Below are 18743 nucleotides of genomic sequence, written 5' to 3'. Positions count from 1 at the left end.
GTGGACAACACCGCTGTAGTCGAAGGTGGCAAGATCACCTACACCGTGACCCTGATCAGCGAAGACACCAAGCTGCCGGTGACTGGCCACGGTGGTGTGACCGTCACCCTGACCGGTGGCACTCAGGTCACCATCAACCCGGGCTCGGCGACTGGCACTGTCAGCATCAATGCCCCGGATGATGTTTATACGGGCGGTCAGGACACCATTACCAAGTCGATCACCGGCATTGCTGTCGCTGGCGACAAGGTCTTCGAAAACCTTGTGGCAGGTACCAACTCCGTCAGCACCACGGTAAGTGACGAGCCAAGTGGCCAAGGTGATATTGCCAAGGTCAGTATTACCGGCACCACTTCGCTCACCGAAGGCGAAACTGGCGCTTACACGCTGACCCTGACCCACGCCTCCAAGGCCGAAGTCACGATCACCCTCAGCTACAGCGGCACCGCCAAAAACGGTGAGGACTTCACCGGTGTCACCACCGTGAAGATCCCGGCCAACAGCACAGGCACCACGTTCAACATCGCTACCATCGACGACAAGCTGGTCGAAGGTACCGAGAACTTCGTGGTGAAGATCGAAACTGCCACCGGTGGCAACTTCGAGAACCTGCAGGTTGATAGCAGTAAATCGAGCGTGACTACCACCATCCTCGACAACGACAACCTGCCGGTTTCACCTGGTGGCGCGGTGTTTGGCGTGGAAGACACCGACTACGTGTTCGCCTGGAGTGATTTCAAAGTCACCGATGCCGACGGCAACACCGGTCTGTCCGTGACCATTACTTCGATCCCTGGTGCCGGCAACCTGCAGTTCTTCAACGGTACTGCCTGGGTGAATGTGACCGTTGGCCAGGTGGTGAGCCAGGCTGACATCATTGCCAAGAACCTGAAATTCGTTCCGCTTCTAAACCAGTCGGGCTCGGATAACTACGGTGGCAATGGCGTGGGTAACCAGAAGGCTGACTACGCACAGTTCAAGTACAAGCCGAACGATGGCACCAACCTGGGCACAGAAGTGACCATGAAGGTCGACATCAGCCCGGTAGCCGACAAACCGACGCTCAGCTTCGGCAGCGCCGATATCGACTCCAAAGGCCTGACCAAAGAAGTCTGGACCAGCCTCAAAGGCCTCGGTACTGGCGGCAATGGCATTACCGGTGAGGACCTGAAGACGGTATTTGCCAACTCTGGCAATGCCAACTCCAGCAGCACCACTACCAACGTGCAGTCCGATGGCAGCGTCACTGCTGGCACCGGTTCGAAAACGTCGGGCCTGATCTACCTGGAAGCCGGCAAGACCTACACCTTCAGCGGTACCGCCGACGACAGCTTCGTGGTCACCATTGGTGGCAAGACGGTGGTCACGGCCACCTGGGGTGCCGGTGGCCAGGTTTCGGGTACCTTCACCCCGAACACCAGCGGCTACTACCCGATCGAGGTCTACCATGCCAACCAGTCTGGTCCAGGCAGCTATGACCTGAACATCCAGGTAGGCTCGGGTGCGGTCACTGACCTGAGCAGCTCGAACATCAAGATGTATCAGAACGTGACCGAGATGGCCAACGCCGGCTTGGGCGTGTCCGATCTGCACACCGTGAATGGTCAGAGCTACTACGATGGCTACAAACTGAACGAAGGGCCGGAAGGTGGCTCGGTGAAACTGGTTGGTATTAATACTGCCCTGACCGACACCGACGGTTCCGAAACCCTGAACGTTAGCCTCAGCGGCATTCCGAAAGGCACTGTACTCAGCGATGGTGCAGGCCACACGGTCACAGTAGGCAGCGCACCGGTGGATGTGACCGGCTGGAAACTCAGCGGCCTTACCCTCACCCCACCGACCTACTACAAAGGCTCGTTCGACATCACGGTCACCTCGACTGCCACCGAAAGCCTGGGCGGTTCGGCCATCACCACCGGCAACATCCCGGTGACGGTGTACGGCGCAACCTACAAGGCCAGCGTGGGTACTTCGGGCAATGACACACTGACCGGCAGCGAAGGCAACGACATCATCGTCGCCGACGTGTCGGGCCTGAACGTGGTGGCGGGCAAGAACTACAATATTGCGTTCATCGTCGACAGCTCCGGCAGCATGACCGATGCGTCTATTGCCGCAGCCAAGGCCCAGCTGGCGTCTGTGTTTGCCACCTTGAAAGCCAGCCTGGGCTCGGACACCTCGGGTACGGTCAACATCTTCCTTGTCGACTTCGACACGCAGGTCAACAAGAACGTTGCTGTGAACCTGGCCGATCTTAACGCCTTGAATGACCTGCAAGCGGTCCTGAAGTCGATGCAAGGCGGGGATGATGGTGGTGGCACCAACTACGAAGATGCCTTCAAGACCACGGCCAACTTCTTCAAGAGCACAGTTGCGATCAGCAATACCGGTGCAGAGAACCTGACGTACTTCATCACCGACGGTAAGCCGACCTATTACCAGCGAAATGAAGTAACCGATAAACGCCTGTGGACTGGTGGCAAAACGCTTGACGAAGTAGTCAATGTCAATAACTACAAAGCTGGGGGCACGTTCAGTGAATGGGCCGATTCGACTCACAAGGTCGACATCAGCAGTGCTGGCGTTGTCAAGGTATCGACGTATGGCTACAACTGGTGGGGCAGCTGGGGTGTAACTTCCACAGAGACTGTGGGGACCATTCATGCCCAAGGGGACGGCACGTATGAGTTCTCCAGCCTGGGTGGCACAGGTAGGGGGACTAGCTCGAACTGGTCCGATTCAGCATCCAATACGACTGATAGCTTCACGCTGCTGGGCGGCAGCACTACCTTGCAAGGCTTGAGCAAGGTGCAGGCGATTGGACTGAACGATGATGTCAGCCTCTCCGACCTGAAGCCCTATGACAGTGCCGGCAAGCCGCAGACTAATATCGATCCTTCCAATCTGGCCAGCGCAATCCTTGGGCATACCGAGGCAACGCTGCCAGGTGCAGACAGCATCGATGGCGGCAACGGCAACGACATCATCTTCGGTGACCTGATCACCCTCAATGGTGTCGTCAGCGAGGGGTATCAGGCCCTGCAGACTTACGTTGCGCAGAAGAGCGGTGTCGAAGCCAGCGCTGTTACCACCAGCAACGTGCACCAGTACATCACCGAGCACTACACCGAGTTCGATATCTCCGGTGCCAACGATGGCAAGGACTTCTTGTCCGGCGGCAACGGCAACGACATCCTCTTCGGCCAAGGTGGTAACGACACGCTCGATGGTGGCCGGGGTAACGACATCCTGCTGGGCGGTACTGGCAATGACACCCTGATCGGTGGCCACGGCGACGATATCCTGATCGGTGGCAGCGGTGCCGACACCTTCGTGTGGAAGGCGGGTGATTACGGCAACGACGTGATCAAGGACTTCAAGGTAGGCGAGAAAGACAAGATCGACCTGAGCGATCTGCTGCAAGGTGAGAAGGGCAGCACGATCGACAACTACCTGAAACTCACCACGGTGGAAGGCACTACCACGTTGCAAGTCAGCAGCGAAGGCAAGCTCAACGCCGCAGGTGGTATCGCCAACGCCGACGTGACCATCAAGCTGGAAGGGGTGAACTGGTCCAACACCACGATCAACTCGTTGATCAGCGGTGCTGACCCGACCATCATCATCCACAACAAAGACAGCTGATGCGCTGGAGGGCCGCTTTGCGGCCCTTTCGCGACACAAGGCCGCTTCCACACGGGTCTTTCCCGCAATCTGCTGACAGCGCATACTCTGGCGCCGGGCCTGCGCGCCTGGCGATCTTTGCCTATGCTGCTGTCTACCAACAAGGAACCAACGTGACGAGGGACACCGCCATGTTCTACGTGCAACGCGACGCCACCGGCCAGTTGCTGCGGGTAGAAGCAGCCGCTTTTGACCAGTTCACCGAAATGCTCCCCGCCGACCACGCCGATATCCAGGAATGGTTTGCAGATGACGTCGTGGAAAACAGCCTCAACCAGCTCAAGCAAAGCGACCTGGACATGATCCGCGTGCTCGAGGACCTCATCGACGTGCTGACCGCCAAGGGCGTGTTCAAGATCACCGACTTGCCCGCCGGCGCCCAGGCCAAGCTGCTCAACCGCTCCACCGCGCGCAAGGCGCTCAGCAGCCTTAACAACCTGATCGACGAAGAAGAGCAGGGCGGGCTGATCTGACAGCTGGGCAGCCCCGGCGACCGTGATATGGTTATTCTTTAAAGGTATTTAAAATATCGCACTTATGACTTTATAGTCACATCCACTGCGTACCCGTCGACCAATCGATGCGCCGCACGACTTGAACCCACACGGGAAATCCCCGTGCGTTTCTGATCGTTGCGCGCTCTTGAAGTCGCGCACTGCGTGGGAGTGATAAATGTCAGCCGCCTCGAACGCCTTGTCGACCATCGACAGCGCCCAGCCGCAAGTTTTCGAAATCCGCCCGTTCTCCGGTGCCGTAGGCGCCGAGATCAACGGCCTGGACCTGGCCAAACCGGTCAACGCCGAGGATTTCGCCCGTATCCATCGCGCCCACCTCGACCACCATGTGCTGGTGTTTCGCGACCAGCGCATCAGCCCGGAACAGCAGATAGCCTTCAGCCGCCGCTTTGGCGAGCTGCAAATTCATGTGCTCAAGCAGTTCCTGCTCACAGGTCATCCCGAGATCCTGATCGTTTCCAACATCATCGAAAACGGCCAGAACATCGGCCTGGGTGATGCCGGCAAGTTCTGGCACTCCGACCTGTCATACAAGGCGTTGCCCAGCCTCGGTTCCATGCTGCATGCCCAGGAACTGCCCAGCGAAGGCGGCGACACGTTGTTCGCCGACATGCACCAAGCCTGGGACGCCGTACCCGGCGCCCTGCGCAAGATAGTCGAGGGGCGCAGTGCTGCTCACTCCTACACCGCCCGGTACGGCGAGACCAAATTCGAAGGCAACTGGCGCCCGACCCTGACCGCCGAACAGTTGGCGCAGGTACAGGAAGTCATTCACCCCGTGGTGCGCACCCACCCGGAAAACGGCCGCAAGGCACTGTTCGTCAGTGAAGGGTTCACCACCCGCATCATTGGCCTGCCAGACGACGAAAGCCGCGACGTGCTGCAACAGCTATACGCCCTGAGCGTGCTGGAGCAGAACACCTACCGCCACCAATGGCAGCCCCACGACCTGGTGTTCTGGGACAACCGCTCGCTGATCCACCTGGCCACCGGCTGCCCCGCACACCTGCGACGCAAGCTGTACCGCACCACCATCCAGGGCGACGCCCCGTTCTGACGACTGAGGACATCTTCATGCGCAAATCCATCAGCCGCCTGGCGGCAAGCATCGGCCTGGGCGCGAGCCTGGTCGTCGGCACCCTGGCCGCCCCCGCAGTGGCCCAGGCCGAAGGCAAGATCCGTATTGCCGAACAGTTCGGCATCGTCTACCTGCTGCTGAACGTGGTGCGTGACCAGCACCTGATCGAAAAGCACGGCAAGGAGCAGGGCATCGACATCGAGGTCGACTGGGCTCAGCTGTCGGGGGGCTCGGCCATCAACGACGCACTGTTGTCCGGCTCGGTGGACATCGCCGGTGCGGGTGTCGGCCCCCTGCTTACTGTGTGGGACCGCACCAAGGGTCGGCAGAACGTGAAGGCGGTGGCCTCGCTGGGCAACTTCCCGTACTACCTGGTCAGCAGCAATCCCAACGTGAAGACTATCGCTGACATTTCCGACAAAGACCGCATCGCTGTGCCAGCGGTGGGTGTTTCGGTGCAGTCGCGCTTCCTGCAGTACGCCGCGGCCCAGCAGTGGGGCGACAAGGAATACAACCGCCTCGACAAATACACCCTCGCCGTACCGCACCCGGATGCTACCGCCGCGTTGCTGGCGGGCGGCACCGAGCTGAACGGGCATTTCTCCAACCCACCGTTCCAGGACCAGGTGCTGGCCAACAAAGACGTGCACGTGGTGCTCAACAGCTATGACCTGCTCGGCCCCAACTCGCCGACCTTGCTGTTTGCCACCGAGAAATTCCGCAAGGACAACCCCAAAACCTACAAGGCCTTCGTCGACGCCCTGGCCGAAGCCGCAGACTTCGCCCAGAAAGACAAGGCCGCTGCCGCCGACACCTACATCCGTGTGACCAAGGCCAAGATCGACCGCGACGCGCTGATCAAACTGATCGACAACCCGCAGTACGAATTCACCGTCACGCCAAAGAACACCTACAAGCTGGCCGATTTTCTCTATCGGGTCGGCGCCATCAAGCACAAGCCGGAATCGTGGAAGGATTACTTCTTCCAGGATGAACGCCCGCTGCAGGGGAGCTGATCGACCATGACCGCCCCATTGCCAGGCCACACGGCCAGCAACCTGAGCCGTGTCGCAACGCCGCCTTTGCTCAAGGTGGATAACCTCAGCCTCGAATATCGCACCGCACAACGCGTGGTGCGGGCCACCCACCAGGTCAGCTTCGAAGTCGACCGTGCCGACCGCTTTGTGCTGCTGGGCCCCTCCGGTTGCGGCAAGTCCACCTTGCTCAAAGCCGTAGCCGGTTTCATCCAGCCGCAGGAAGGGCAGATTCTGCTGCAGGGCGAAGCGGTCCGTGGCCCCGGGCCCGACCGCATCGTGGTGTTCCAGGAGTTTGACCAACTGCCGCCGTGGAAAACGGTGAAGCAGAACGTGATGTTCCCGCTGCTGGTGTCGGGCCAGCTCAAGCGCGCCGATGCCGAGGAGCGGGCGCTGCATTACCTGGAGAAGGTTGGCCTGGCCGCCTTCGCCGATGCCTATCCGCATACCTTGTCGGGCGGCATGAAGGCACGCGTGGCGATTGCCCGGGCCTTGGCCACGCAGCCAAAGATCCTGTTGATGGATGAGCCGTTCGCCGCCCTTGATGCGCTGACCCGGCGCAAGATGCAGGAAGAGCTGTTGCTGCTGTGGGAGGAAGTGCGGTTTACCCTGCTGTTCGTGACCCACTCCATCGAGGAGGCGCTGGTGGTCGGCAACCGTATCCTGCTGCTTTCGCCACACCCGGGGCGGGTGCGGGCTGAAGTGCACAGTCATCAGTACGACCTGGCGAGCCTAGGTGGCAGCGACTTCCAGGCCAGTGCCCGGCGTATCCACCGCTTGCTGTTTGATGAGGCAGATACCCCGGAAAAGCCCAACGACATTGGCTTCAACGCTATTCGCATTGCCTACTGACAGGAGCTTCAGCCATGACCACTACACCTGTACGCCAGGAATACGAGGTGCAGCTGCAGCCCCTGCTCAGTGTGCCTCTGGAACGACAACTGCCGTTGGCCCAGCGCCTGTGGCAGCAAGGCTGGCTGCGCAAGGCAGTTATCCTGCTGGTGATCGCTGTGCTGTGGGAGGCCGTCGCCCGCTATCAGGACAACGACCTGCTATTGCCTGGCTTTGTACAAACTGCCGCAGCGCTGTGGGACGGCATGATCAGTGGTGAACTGCCGGCCAAGGTTGGCGTGTCGCTGGTGATCCTGCTCAAGGGCTACGTGCTGGGCATCGTCCTGGCCTTCGGCCTGACCAGTCTGGCAGTTTCGACCCAGCTGGGCCGGGACCTGCTGGGCACGTTGACCTCGATGTTCAACCCGCTACCAGCCATTGCCCTGCTGCCGCTGGCTTTGCTGTGGTTCGGGCTGGGCGACAACAGCCTGATCTTCGTGCTGGTGCATTCGGTGCTGTGGGCCTTGGCGCTGAATACCTACGCGGGCTTTCTTGGTGTCTCGGAAACACTGCGCATGGCTGGTCGCAACTATGGCCTGAAAGGGCTGCGACTGGTGCTGCACATCCTCGTGCCGGCGGCATTGCCATCAATCCTGTCGGGGCTGAAGATCGGCTGGGCTTTTGCCTGGCGCACCCTGATTGCCGCCGAGCTGGTGTTTGGGGCCAGCAGCGGTAAAGGCGGGCTGGGCTGGTACATCTTCCAGAACCGTAACGAGCTGTATACCGACAAGGTATTTGCCGGGTTGGCGGTGGTGATCCTGATCGGTTTGCTGGTGGAAGGGTTGGTGTTCAACACCCTGGAGCGGCTGACCGTGCGGCGTTGGGGCATGCAGCGCTGACCTGCACTGGCCCTGTCGCCGGCGAGCCAGGTACTCCACGGGTCGTGAGGCTTGTGGAGTACCTGTGGGCGCTGGCTTGCCGGCGATAGGGCCAGTACAGCTATCAAGTCAGGTACTGAGCTGCCGCATTGCTCAGGATCTTGCCAATTTCTTCCCTCAATACCGAAGGCTGCTCCACCACCAACCCATCCCCATGGCTCAGCAGCCACCAGCGCAATGGCCAACCGTCACTCACCGTGGCCCGCAACCGATGCCCATGCTCCAGCGCCGTCAGCTGCATGTCGCTGCTCAACGGCGCATCGCGCAACTGCCGCGCCAGTGCATCGCTGATTCGCGCCACCAGCTCCACGCCCTCACCCTTCGCCGGTTGCAACGCATCCCCCCGCAGGTGCGTCAGCAAGTCGAAGTTACCGCGCAACTCACCCACCGCACTCGCTGACCAGTGCCAGCCAAACGGGATGCTCTTGTCATTGCGTTCCAGCGGAAAGATCAGCGACAGCTCATTGAGGTCGCGCTCTACAGTGCGTTTGCTGACCGTGAAGCCCACATCGCGCAGCCCCCAGACAAGCTCGGCGCTGGTAATACCTGGGGAGCGGCTGGGCAGCTGGCGCAGCAGTGCCCACTGACGGCTGAGAGTGGCGCGAGTGGTGGCGAACGGCAAAATGTAACGTCCTTGTCTAGGCTTGCCGCAATAGGATGGCGGCACGCGTGTTGTATGGCAATTGGCCACAGCCTGCTCAGATCAAGGAACTCGCATTTGGTTGCCATGTACCGAATCGTTCGCGACAGGTTTTGACGTGACGTCACGCAGAATCACGCCTCATCACAGCCGAAGGTTGGGTTGTGCGTCGTTCAATGAGGATGAACATGTCTGCTGCCAGCAATATCCATTCGCTGCTTGCCCGCCTTCTGCCCGAGCGGGTCATTGCGCCACCGGCCCCGGTCGGGAGGCGACAGCGGCTGTTTGCCGCTGTGGGGTTGCCCAGCCAGCGCTCGATGCTGGTCAACCGCCTGGATGAGGCCAGCGACCTGCAGGCCGTATATGCCGACTTGCGTCGCCAGGCGTTGCTAGGCAGCGTGGCGGCGCTGAACGACCTCGGCTGGATCTGGCTCAACGGCAAGTACTGGCGTGCTGATACCGTGCTGGCCGGCCACCTTCTGCGCATGGCAGCCCTGCAGGGCAATGCTGCGGCCTGGTTCAACCTTGGGCAGCAGCATTACTTTGGCAAAGGTATCGACCCTTCCTACGTGCAGGCGGCGGAGTGTTACCGACAGGCCTTCGAACGGGGCATGCTGCATGCCGCCGCAGCACTGGGTGACCTGTATGAGGAGGAGGTGTGCGATGGCGACCTTGATTGGCAGGTCGACCTGGTACAGGCCTACCAGTGGTTCATGCGCGGGGCCGAGCGGGGCGAGGCGCGTTGCCGCTTCGAGGTGGGTTACAGGTTGATGCACGGGCTGTATGTAGAGGCCGACCTCAAGGCCGCTCTCTATTGGCTGGAGCTGGCGGCTGCGGCGGGGGTGGTGCAGGCAGCAGAGGAGCTGGCGGTGCACTTCAGCAGTCGTGATGCGGCGCGGTACCAGGAATGGCGGGACCGGGCGGTGCAGATGGGCAGCACATTGGCACTGACCATGAAGCTGGAAGACCAGATCCAGCCCTGAAATTTATGCTGCTTGTGCCGGCGATAGGGCCAGCACAGGCAGACACAAAGCCCATCATGAACAACAATTCATCCTTACCCCTCATCGCCCGCTGTTGACGACAGGGGGAGGGCAAGGCGTATATTGATAGTTAGCAAACTATGAATATCCTTGGTTCCCTTCATGTCCCTTGATCTCCTGCGCCTGCAAGTCAGCAGTGGCTTGGTGGTAGCCGCCCGTCATTGGCGGCGCATCTGCCATACCGCCCTGACCGGTTACGGTATTTCCGAGGCCTGCGCTGCGCCGCTGCTGATGATCGTGCGCCTGGGCGACGGTGTGCACCAGGTGGCGGTGGCCCAGGCCGCCGGCCTAGAAAGCCCATCGCTGGTGCGCCTGCTCGACCAACTGTGCAAGGCCGGCCTGGTGTGCCGCAGCGAGGACCCACTGGACCGCCGCGCCAAGGCCCTGAGCCTGACCGCCGAAGGCCGTGCCCTGGCCGAAGCCATCGAAGCTGAACTGGTGCGCCTGCGCCGCGATGTGCTCAACGGTATCGACCAGGCCGACCTGGACGCCACCTTGCGCGTGCTGCGCGCCTTCGAAGCTGCCGGCCTGGGCAGTACGGGCGGGGTGGCATGAACGGCTTCTTCAGTTCGGTACCCCCGGCCCGCGACTGGTTCTACGGCGCGCGTACCTTCGCCGCTTCCATGATTGCCTTGTACATCGCCTTGCTCATGCAACTGCCGCGCCCCTACTGGGCCATGGCCACGGTGTACATTGTCTCCAGCCCGTTCGTCGGCCCGACCAGCTCTAAAGCGCTGTACCGCGCAGTGGGCACGTTACTGGGTGCCGGCGGGGCGATTTTCCTGGTGCCGCCGCTGGTGCAATCGCCGTTGCTGTTGAGCATCGCCATCGCCCTGTGGACCGGCACCTTGCTGTTCCTGTCGCTGAACCTGCGCACGGCCAACAACTACGTGCTGATGCTGGCCGGCTACACGTTGCCGATGATCGCCCTGGCAGTAGTCGACAACCCGCTGGCTGTATTCGACGTAGCCTCTTCCCGCGCTCAGGAAATTTGCCTGGGAATCGTCTGTGCGGCCGTGGTTGGCGCCATTTTCTGGCCGCGCCGGCTGGCCCCTGTGGTGGTGGGTGCCACCGGGAACTGGTTCAACGAGGCAATCCGCTACAGCGACACCTACCTGGCCCGCGAAGCGAGTGCCGACAAGGTGGGTGGCATGCGCGGGTCGATGGTCGCCACCTTCAATTCGCTGGAGCTGATGATCGGCCAGCTAGGCCACGAAGGCGCCGGCCCCCATACCCTGAAGAATGCCCGCGAACTGCGTGGGCGGATGATTCACCTGCTGCCGGTCATTGATGCGCTCGACGACGCACTTGTGGCCTTGGAGGGCCGTGCCCCGGCCCAGTTCGCCCAACTTCAACCCGTGCTTGAAGCCGCGCGCGAATGGCTAAAAGGCACTGCTGACAGCGCTTCGGTAACGCGCTGGACCGCGCTGCACGAGCAGATCGACCGCCTGCAGCCCGGTGCCGCCGCCCTCGATCAGCGCGCCGAGCTGCTGTTGTCCAACGCCCTGTACCGCCTGACCGAATGGGCCGACTTATGGCAGGACTGCTGCACCCTGCAGCACGCCTTGCGTACAGACGATGCCAAGCCTTGGCGCGCGGTGTACCGCCACTGGCGGCTGGGCCGGCTGACGGCGTTCTTCGACCGCGGCCTGATGCTGTACTCGGTGGCCTCCACCGTACTGGCGATCGTGGTCGCCTGCGGGCTGTGGATCGGCCTGGGCTGGAACGACGGCGCCAGCGCTGTGATCCTCGCTGCAGTATCGTGCAGCTTCTTCGCCGCCATGGACGACCCTGCGCCACAGATTTACCGGTTCTTCTTCTGGACGCTGATGTCGGTCATCTTCTCCAGCCTGTACCTGTTCCTGGTGCTGCCCAACCTGCACGATTTCCCGATGCTGGTGCTGGCCTTTGCCGTGCCGTTCATCTGCATAGGCACCCTGACCGTACAGCCGCGCTTCTACCTGGGCACCTTGCTGACCATCGTCAACACCTCGACCTTCATCAGCATCCAGGGCGCCTACGACGCTGACTTCTTCACCTTCCTCAACTCCAACCTTGCCGGCCCTGCAGGCCTTCTGTTCGCCTTTATCTGGACCTTGGTGATGCGTCCCTTCGGCGTGGAGCTGGCGGCCAAACGCATGACCCGCTTCGCCTGGCGCGACATCGTTGAAATGACCGAGCCGGCGACCTTGGCCGAACACCGTCAGGTTGGCGTGCAGATGCTCGACCGCCTGATGCAGCACCTGCCGCGGCTGTCGCAAACCGGCCAGGACAGCGGCGTGGCACTGCGTGACCTGCGTGTGGGGCTGAACCTGCTCGACCTGCTGGCCTATATGCCGCGCGCCGGCCAGCAGGCGCGCGAGCGCCTGAACACGGTGGTCGAGGAAGTTGGCGCGCACTACGCCGCTTGCCTGCATGCCGGTGAACGCCTGCATGCTCCGGCCGCGCTGCTGCGCAACATGGAGCGTGCACGCCTGGCGCTGAACCTGGACGAGCTGTACGAGCGCGGCGATGCCCGCACCCACCTGCTGCATGCCCTGAGCGGCCTGCGGCTGGCGCTGTTGCCGGGTGTGGAGGTGATGCTCGAACCCGCCGAACAACCGCAACTGCCCCCTGGGCTCGACGGAGCGCCCCTGTGATTGGTGAACTGGATATCAGCGGGGTATTTCTGCCCACGCTGCTGGTGATGATGTTTGGCACCTACCTGTTGTTCCTGGGGGTGCATGCGGTGCTGGTGCGCCTGCATTTCTACCGCCTGGTCTGGCACCGGGCGTTGTTCAACGTTGCTCTGTATGCCGTGCTGCTTGGCGCGGTGGACCACTTTTGCCGAAACCTGATGCTGCCATGAAAAAACCTTTGCTGACCTTGGGCCGTGTGGTCCTGACCTTGCTGGTAGTGACCTTCGCCGCCGTGCTCGTGTGGCAGATGGTGGTGTACTACATGTTTGCCCCCTGGACTCGCGATGGCCACATCCGCGCCGACGTGATCCAGATCGCCCCTGATGTGTCGGGGTTGATCCAGAAAGTCGAGGTGCGCGACAACCAGACCGTCAAACGCGGCGACGTGCTATTCACCATCGACCAGGACCGCTTCACCCTGGCCTTGCGCCAGGCTAAGGCGACGCTGGGCGAGCGCCAGGAAACCCTGGCCCAGGCTTCGCGTGAAGCGCAGCGCAACCGCAAGCTGGGTAACCTGGTGGCCGCCGAGCAACTGGAAGAAAGCCAGTCGCGCGAGGCTCGCGCGCGTTCAGCCGTCAGTGAGGCGCAGGTGGCGGTCGATACTGCCCAGCTCAACCTCGACCGTTCGGTGGTGCGCAGCCCTGTGGACGGCTACCTCAACGACCGCGCCCCGCGTAACCACGAATTCGTTACCGCCGGCCGCCCGGTGCTGTCGGTGGTCGACAGCGCCTCGTACCACGTCGATGGTTATTTCGAGGAAACCAAGCTTGGTGGCATTCACATTGGCGATGCGGTGGACATTCGCGTGATGGGCGACAACACCCGCCTGCGCGGCCATGTGCAGAGCTTTGCCGCCGGCATCGAAGACCGTGACCGCAGCAGCGGCGCCAACCTGCTGCCCAATGTCAACCCCGCGTTCAGCTGGGTGCGTCTGGCCCAGCGTATTCCGGTGCGCATCGCCTTCGATGAAGTGCCGCAAGACTTCCGCATGATTGCCGGGCGCACCGCCACGGTGTCGATCATCGAGGGCGAGCGCCCATGAAACAGCTGATCCTGGCCGGCCTGTGCCTGTCGCTGGGGGCCTGCATGATGGTAGGGCCCGACTATGAGTTGCCCAAGGACGCGGCGGTACAACGCAGCGACCTGAGCGGCCCGCTACGCCAGGATGCCGACAGCGTTGTATCGGCACCGGTGCCCGAGGACTGGTGGCAGCTTTATCAGGACCAGCGCCTGAACGAGCTGGTACGTCAGGCCCTGAGTGCCAACACCGAACTGCGCGTGGCGGCTGCCAACATCGCCAAGGCCCGCGCCCAGGTTGAGGTGGCCGAGTCGCAAGGGGGCTTCAACGGTGGCGTCAAGCTTGGCGCCCAGCGGTTGCAGGAGTCGGGCGAAGCCTTCCTGCAGCCCGAGAAGGTACCGGTGGCCAACATTGGCGAGGCCATCATCAGTGCCTCGTACCAGTTCGACCTGTGGGGCACCTTCAAGCGCGGCACCGAGGCCGCAAAGGCCAATGCCGACGCGGTCCAGGCCGCTGCCGATACTGCCCGTATCACCTTGGTGGCGGATGTGGTCAAGGCCTACACCCAGGTGTGCTCGGCCAACGAGGAACTCCACATCGCGCGCGAGTCGCTGGACCTGCAGGAACAGAGCGTGACGCTCAACCAGCGCCTGCGCGATGCCGGCCGCGGTGATGAAACCCAGGTCACCCGCTCGCAGACCCAGTTCAAATCCTTGCGCGCCGAACTGCCACGCTTCAAGGCCGAGCGCGAGACGGGTATGTACACCCTGGCTGCGTTGTTGGCCAAGCCAGTAGACCAGCTGCCTGCCGGCACCGTCGACTGTGCCGAGCTGCCGCACCTGAATCAGCTGGTGCCGGTGGGCGATGGCGCGGCCCTGCTCAAGCGCCGCCCGGACGTGCGTCAGGCCGAACGGCAGTTGGCTGCTGCCACTGCCTACATCGGCGTGGCCACCGGGGCGCTGTACCCGGACATCAGCATTGGTGCCCAGGTTGGCACTATCGGCATTCTGGAGAACCTCGGCGAGCCGTCTACCAACCGCTGGGGCTTCGGCCCGCAGATCAGTTGGACCATCCCCACCAACGGCACCCGTGCGCGTATTCGCATGGCCGAAGCCTCTACCCAGGCGGCGTTGGCGAACTTCGATGGCGTGGTGCTGAATGCCATTCGCGAAACCCAGACCCGGCTGGCCCAGTACAGCGCCCTGCTGGACCGGCGTGATGCCTTGGCCGAGGCAGAAAAATCGGCCAAGGAAGCCGCAGACCAGACCCACCGGTACTACCAGGCAGGGCGTGAGTCGTTCCTGGCGGATTTGCAGGCCACGCGCACCTATACCGACATGCGTGCGCAGTTGGCAGCGGCCAATAGTCAGGTAGCCATGGGGCAGATTGGGGTGTTCCTGGCGCTGGGTGGTGGCTGGAAGGACACCGCCAAGCCTTGAGGCCCAATCGCCGGCAACCCAGCTCCCCCAGCTGAGCCACAGGCCTCGAGAACTGTGGAGCACTGTAGGAGCTGGCTTGCCGGCGATCGAGGGCAGAGCCCTCGCCTAGGTTCTAGAGCTGTAAGACATTTCCGAACTTGAAACCAAATGCTTCAGTTTTGAATCCCTGTGGAATTATCCTACGACCGCTGTCGGATGGCGCTGACTTGGCTGGAATGTGCTCCGGGAATAACGTCCTCAGGTCGCCTTGCAAGGCGATCGGGATTGAGACCCCCGGCCATACAGAGCTGCACCGCTTCATGGCGGTCGTGCGCGGGCAGGCTTTAGCCTGGTCGGGTTTTCCCTGTGGCCCGGGTCTCACCCCTCGCACGACTGCCACCCTAATCCGTGAGACGAGAAGGAGTGCAGTTCATAGAAATCCACAAGGGAATCAACTATGAAAAAGCTCGTCCCCGACCCACCTCTCACCGATCTGCTCCTACTCGACCCACCAAACTTGTCACTCGTCGACCCGCTCAGCATCGATGACTGCAAGCTGCTTACCAGCGCCCTAACCCTGAGCATCGAGCAAACCACCACTGTCCTGCTCGCCAACGACCCGGGTGCCACGCGCAACGCCATGGGCATGAACATTCGTGTGCTGTGCGCCGTGATCAATGCGTTGTCCGATCATGTACGGCAAGGGGACAAGCGATGAGCAACGACCCAAGAGACACTTCCACCGTTGGCATGGAAACCTTTGACCTGTTTCGCCTGCAGCCCAATGTGCCGTTCAATCACGCATTCTCCCAACTGTCAGTGTTACTTGGCTGCATCCGCCACCTCACTACCGAGGCGGAAATGGAAAACGACCGCATTGCCGGGAGCGCTGCGCGGATACTCAGCGAGATGGCCAAGGCACTGATCGATGATATGGAGCGGGGACTGAACAAGGTTCTCCAATAGCCTGCAAAAACCAGGGCCGCAGCGCGGCCCATCGCCGGCAAGCCAGCTCCCACAGGTACGTCACTTCGTTCAAGCCTGGTGAGTCACCTGTAGGGGCTGGCTTGCCGGCGATGAGGCCCTGACAGGCCGGCCCAGACCATAGGCTGGCTGCAATCTCTGTGGGAGCTGGCTTGCCGGCGATAGGGCACTATCAGGCAACGTCCCATCAAACCCAAATCGCATCCCAATGAGGATAATCCCCAACCCTCGCGACCAAACCCGCTCGCTTCGGGTTCAGAACAATATACCGTGCCACCGTCTGCACATCCTCTTCCCGGCGCAAAGCCCGGTCATGAAACCCCTTTTGCCAAAGCCGCCCGCTTCGTCCGCTATGCCTGTTGATCATCATGGTGCTACGGGACTTAACCCGGCGCATCAAGCGCTTCAGGCTGCCCGGACCAAGCTCGACTAGCCAGTGAAAGTGGTCAGGCATCACTACCCAAGCCAAAGATCTGATTGCACCTTCCTCTTCAGCCTGACGCAGCTCAGCCACCAGCAAGCGGGCCGAGTGAAAATCACTGAAAATCGGTGCCCTGCCATGGGTTGTGCTGGTAAGCAGATACAAGTAACTGGTTTCCGAAAACCGGCCAAGCCGTAACTGGTTTGAATGGGGACGATCCATGTTCCCTGCCCCCTGTTGGTTTGCCCATCAGACTAGTGACGATGGCTCAATTGACGATTACTCAATTGGTACCCAGTGTTTCCTGTGACATCGGCGTGGCCTCCATCGCCGGCAAGCCTGCCCCCACTGATCAGCGCAGGTTCTGAGGGCGGCGGAATACTTGTGATCTGATTTGTAGCAAGATTTTTCATGAAATCCGCCCAGGACCCTTGAGCGAAGGCAAGTCGGAGTGAACAATGTTCTCTTTCGCATTCCCTTCGAGACTGGCCATGAAAACCCCTTCACGTCTGCTTGCCTGGTTACCGGCTTTATTGCTCGGCCCGGTGCTGGCGCTGTGCAGCACCCTGGCGCTGGCCGAGTCCCCCGCCGAGGCCGGCAAAGCCCTGCACCTGCTGGACTACATCGGCGCCGACTACCCGCCGACCGTACAAGGCGGCAAGGTGATCGACGAGGGCGAATACCGCGAGCAACAGGAATTCAGCGCGGTATTGGCCGACCTGGTCAAAGCCCTGCCCGCAAATACCGAGCAAGCCGCCCTGGAGCAGGGCGTCCAGACGTTACGCCAGGCCATTGATCAGCGTCAGGAGGGCACCGCTGTCGCCAGGCAGGCCCGCCAGCTGGGCGCGCGGCTGGCAGTGGCCTACGAGGTCAGCCAAGCCCCGGTGATTACCCCGGATCCGGCCCGCGGCGCTGCGCTGTATGCGCAAAACTGCTCGATCTGCCACGGCGACACAGGCGCAGGCGACGGCCCCGCTGGCGTGGGCCTGGAGCCTGCTCCCGCCAACCTGCGCGATGTCGCGCGTCTGGACCAGTTGAGCCTGTTCGACCTCTACAATACGCTGGCCCTGGGCATCGACGGCACCGAAATGCCTTCGTTTGCCGACCAGCTGGACGACCGCCAGCGCTGGGACGTGGCCGCGTACATCGCCAGCTTCACCGCCAAGCCGGAAGCGGGCAAGGGCGAAAAGACCTGGAACCTTGCCGACCTGGCCCGGCAGACTCCGGCCGAAGTCGCCGCTAACGAAGGCAGCGCGGTCGTGGAGGCGTTCCGTGCCCAGCGTGCCCAGCCGCCGCAAGTCAAGCGTGGCCCGGCGCAACTGCTCGAATACACCGCCAGCACGCTGGACAAAAGCCTGGCGGCCTACCGCGCAGGTGACCACGACCAAGCCTATGACCTGTCGGTAGCGGCCTACCTGGAAGGTTTCGAGCTGGTGGAAAGCTCGCTGGACAACATCGACACCCAAGCGCGTAAGGACACCGAAAAATCCCTGATGGCTTACCGCCAATCGCTGCAGGACGGGCTACCCGTTGCCCAGGCCGAGCAGCGTCTGGCCGAAGCCAAGAGCAAGCTCGGCCAGGCCGCGAAGCTGTTGGGCAGCGATGGCCTGAGCTGGTCGCTGAGTTATATCTCCGGTTTGCTGATCCTGCTGCGCGAAGGCCTGGAGGCGATTCTGGTGCTGGCGGCGATCCTCGCCTTCCTGCGTAACACCGGGCAGCAGTCGGCGGTCCGCAGCGTCAACATCGGGTGGGGGCTGGCGCTGGTTGCCGGTTTCGCAACCTGGGCGCTGGCGGCCTATGTGATCGATGTGGGCGGCGCCCAGCGCGAGCTGCTGGAGGGCTGCACGGCGCTGTTCGCTGCGGTGATGGTGCTATGGCTCGGTGTATGGATGCATGACCGCCGCCACGCTGCCGCCTGGAAAGACTACATCAAAAGCAGCCTGGTCAGCGGCGGCGGGCGCTTTGGCTTTGCCATGCTGGCGTTTTTCTCGGTGTACCGCGAACTGTTCGAAGTGATCCTGTTCTACGAAACCCTGTGGTTACAGGCCGGCCCTGCCGGGCACCAGGCGGTGCTGGCGGGTGGCGCCACGGCGCTGGTACTGCTGGTGGGCCTGGCCTGGGTGATCTTGCGCGGTTCTGCCAAGCTGCCGCTGACGCTGTTCTTCAGCATCAACGCCGCGCTGCTGTGCGCGCTGTCGGTGGTGTTTGCCGGGCATGGCGTGAAGGCGCTGCAAGAAGCCGGGGTGCTGGGCACACGGCCGGTGGCGTTCTTCGAGTTCGATTGGCTGGGCATTCACGCTGATGCCTACTCGCTGTCGGCACAGGCGGTGGCCTTGCTGGCCATCGTGTTCCTGTATGGGCGCTCGTGGCTGGTGGAAAAGCGCAGGGCTACTGCCAACTGACCGGGGGGCGGGCGGGGGGGCCCCCCCGAGGAGGCGCTACTTGGCCAGCTTGTTGT

General features: G+C 62.0%; 16 protein-coding genes and 1 pseudogene. 15 read left to right on the top strand and 2 right to left on the bottom strand.

Annotation, left to right across the window (positions count from 1 at the left end; translation table 11 throughout):
- Positions 1 to 12: 12 nt before the first annotated feature.
- The 6 genes and pseudogenes from AC07XM_RS16180 to AC07XM_RS16155 form a co-directional block, all read left to right on the top strand.
- Positions 13 to 3648: pseudogene (locus AC07XM_RS16180) on the top strand (immunoglobulin-like domain-containing protein); the annotation flags it as partial.
- A 170-nt stretch (positions 3649 to 3818) separates the two neighbouring features.
- Complete coding sequence (locus AC07XM_RS16175; RefSeq protein ID WP_016484321.1) at positions 3819 to 4160, top strand: hypothetical protein; 342 nt, start codon at positions 3819 to 3821, stop codon at positions 4158 to 4160.
- A 199-nt stretch (positions 4161 to 4359) separates the two neighbouring features.
- A complete protein-coding gene (locus AC07XM_RS16170) occupies positions 4360 to 5259 on the top strand; it encodes a TauD/TfdA dioxygenase family protein (RefSeq protein ID WP_102689388.1) in 900 nt (299 codons plus the stop codon).
- Between the two features lie 17 nt (positions 5260 to 5276).
- On the top strand, positions 5277 to 6296 hold the full coding sequence (locus AC07XM_RS16165; RefSeq protein WP_060518129.1) for an ABC transporter substrate-binding protein: 1020 nt from the start codon (positions 5277 to 5279) through the stop codon (positions 6294 to 6296).
- Positions 6297 to 6302: 6 nt separating this feature from the next.
- Positions 6303 to 7166 (top strand): ABC transporter ATP-binding protein, encoded by an 864-nt coding sequence (locus tag AC07XM_RS16160; protein WP_016484324.1) that lies wholly within the window; start codon positions 6303 to 6305, stop codon positions 7164 to 7166.
- Between the two features lie 14 nt (positions 7167 to 7180).
- Positions 7181 to 8044 (top strand): ABC transporter permease, encoded by an 864-nt coding sequence (locus AC07XM_RS16155; RefSeq protein ID WP_016484325.1) that lies wholly within the window; start codon positions 7181 to 7183, stop codon positions 8042 to 8044.
- Positions 8045 to 8147: 103 nt separating this feature from the next.
- Here the strand turns inward: AC07XM_RS16155 and AC07XM_RS16150 are convergent, their stop codons facing one another.
- A complete protein-coding gene (locus AC07XM_RS16150; RefSeq protein ID WP_016484326.1) occupies positions 8148 to 8705 on the bottom strand; it encodes a WCX domain-containing protein in 558 nt (185 codons plus the stop codon).
- Positions 8706 to 8911: 206 nt separating this feature from the next.
- On the opposite strand from AC07XM_RS16150, the gene AC07XM_RS16145 reads away from it, so the two are divergent.
- The 8 genes from AC07XM_RS16145 to AC07XM_RS16110 all read left to right on the top strand — a co-directional run bounded on the left by AC07XM_RS16145 (position 8912) and on the right by AC07XM_RS16110 (position 15846).
- The gene (locus AC07XM_RS16145) at positions 8912 to 9706 is read left to right on the top strand and encodes a tetratricopeptide repeat protein (protein WP_102689387.1); all 795 of its coding nucleotides are present in this window, start codon (positions 8912 to 8914) and stop codon (positions 9704 to 9706) included.
- Between the two features lie 162 nt (positions 9707 to 9868).
- Positions 9869 to 10321 carry a MarR family winged helix-turn-helix transcriptional regulator gene (locus AC07XM_RS16140; protein WP_060518123.1) on the top strand — a complete coding sequence of 151 codons (453 nt, stop codon included), beginning with the start codon at positions 9869 to 9871 and terminating at the stop codon, positions 10319 to 10321.
- On the top strand, positions 10318 to 12405 hold the full coding sequence (locus tag AC07XM_RS16135; RefSeq protein WP_102689386.1) for an FUSC family protein: 2088 nt from the start codon (positions 10318 to 10320) through the stop codon (positions 12403 to 12405). The genes AC07XM_RS16140 and AC07XM_RS16135 overlap by 4 nt, the downstream gene beginning before the upstream one ends.
- Entirely contained in the window at positions 12402 to 12614 is a 213-nt protein-coding gene (locus tag AC07XM_RS16130; RefSeq protein WP_003255905.1) for a DUF1656 domain-containing protein, read from the top strand. Before AC07XM_RS16135 ends, AC07XM_RS16130 begins: the two co-directional genes overlap by 4 nt.
- Entirely contained in the window at positions 12611 to 13486 is an 876-nt protein-coding gene (locus tag AC07XM_RS16125; protein ID WP_016484331.1) for an efflux RND transporter periplasmic adaptor subunit, read from the top strand. The genes AC07XM_RS16130 and AC07XM_RS16125 overlap by 4 nt, the downstream gene beginning before the upstream one ends.
- The gene (locus AC07XM_RS16120) at positions 13483 to 14901 is read left to right on the top strand and encodes an efflux transporter outer membrane subunit (protein ID WP_060518120.1); all 1419 of its coding nucleotides are present in this window, start codon (positions 13483 to 13485) and stop codon (positions 14899 to 14901) included. The genes AC07XM_RS16125 and AC07XM_RS16120 overlap by 4 nt, the downstream gene beginning before the upstream one ends.
- A 436-nt stretch (positions 14902 to 15337) precedes the next feature.
- Positions 15338 to 15598, top strand: coding sequence for a hypothetical protein (locus AC07XM_RS16115; RefSeq protein ID WP_016484333.1), 261 nt, complete (start codon positions 15338 to 15340; stop codon positions 15596 to 15598).
- Complete coding sequence (locus tag AC07XM_RS16110) at positions 15595 to 15846, top strand: DUF3077 domain-containing protein (protein WP_016484334.1); 252 nt, start codon at positions 15595 to 15597, stop codon at positions 15844 to 15846. The genes AC07XM_RS16115 and AC07XM_RS16110 overlap by 4 nt, the downstream gene beginning before the upstream one ends.
- Positions 15847 to 16051: 205 nt before the next feature.
- Here the strand turns inward: AC07XM_RS16110 and AC07XM_RS16105 are convergent, their stop codons facing one another.
- On the bottom strand, positions 16052 to 16507 hold the full coding sequence (locus AC07XM_RS16105) for an REP-associated tyrosine transposase (RefSeq protein ID WP_016484335.1): 456 nt from the start codon (positions 16505 to 16507) through the stop codon (positions 16052 to 16054).
- Positions 16508 to 16743: 236 nt separating this feature from the next.
- Between AC07XM_RS16105 and AC07XM_RS16100 the strand changes: the two genes are divergently transcribed.
- Positions 16744 to 18687 (top strand): FTR1 family protein, encoded by a 1944-nt coding sequence (locus AC07XM_RS16100; RefSeq protein ID WP_102689385.1) that lies wholly within the window; start codon positions 16744 to 16746, stop codon positions 18685 to 18687.
- Positions 18688 to 18743 lie beyond the last annotated feature (56 nt).

This window comes from Pseudomonas sp. GW460-LB5 (assembly GCF_059423245.1).
The sequence above is the reverse complement of the archived record's forward strand: the minus strand, read 5'-3'. Positions and strand labels throughout refer to the sequence as shown.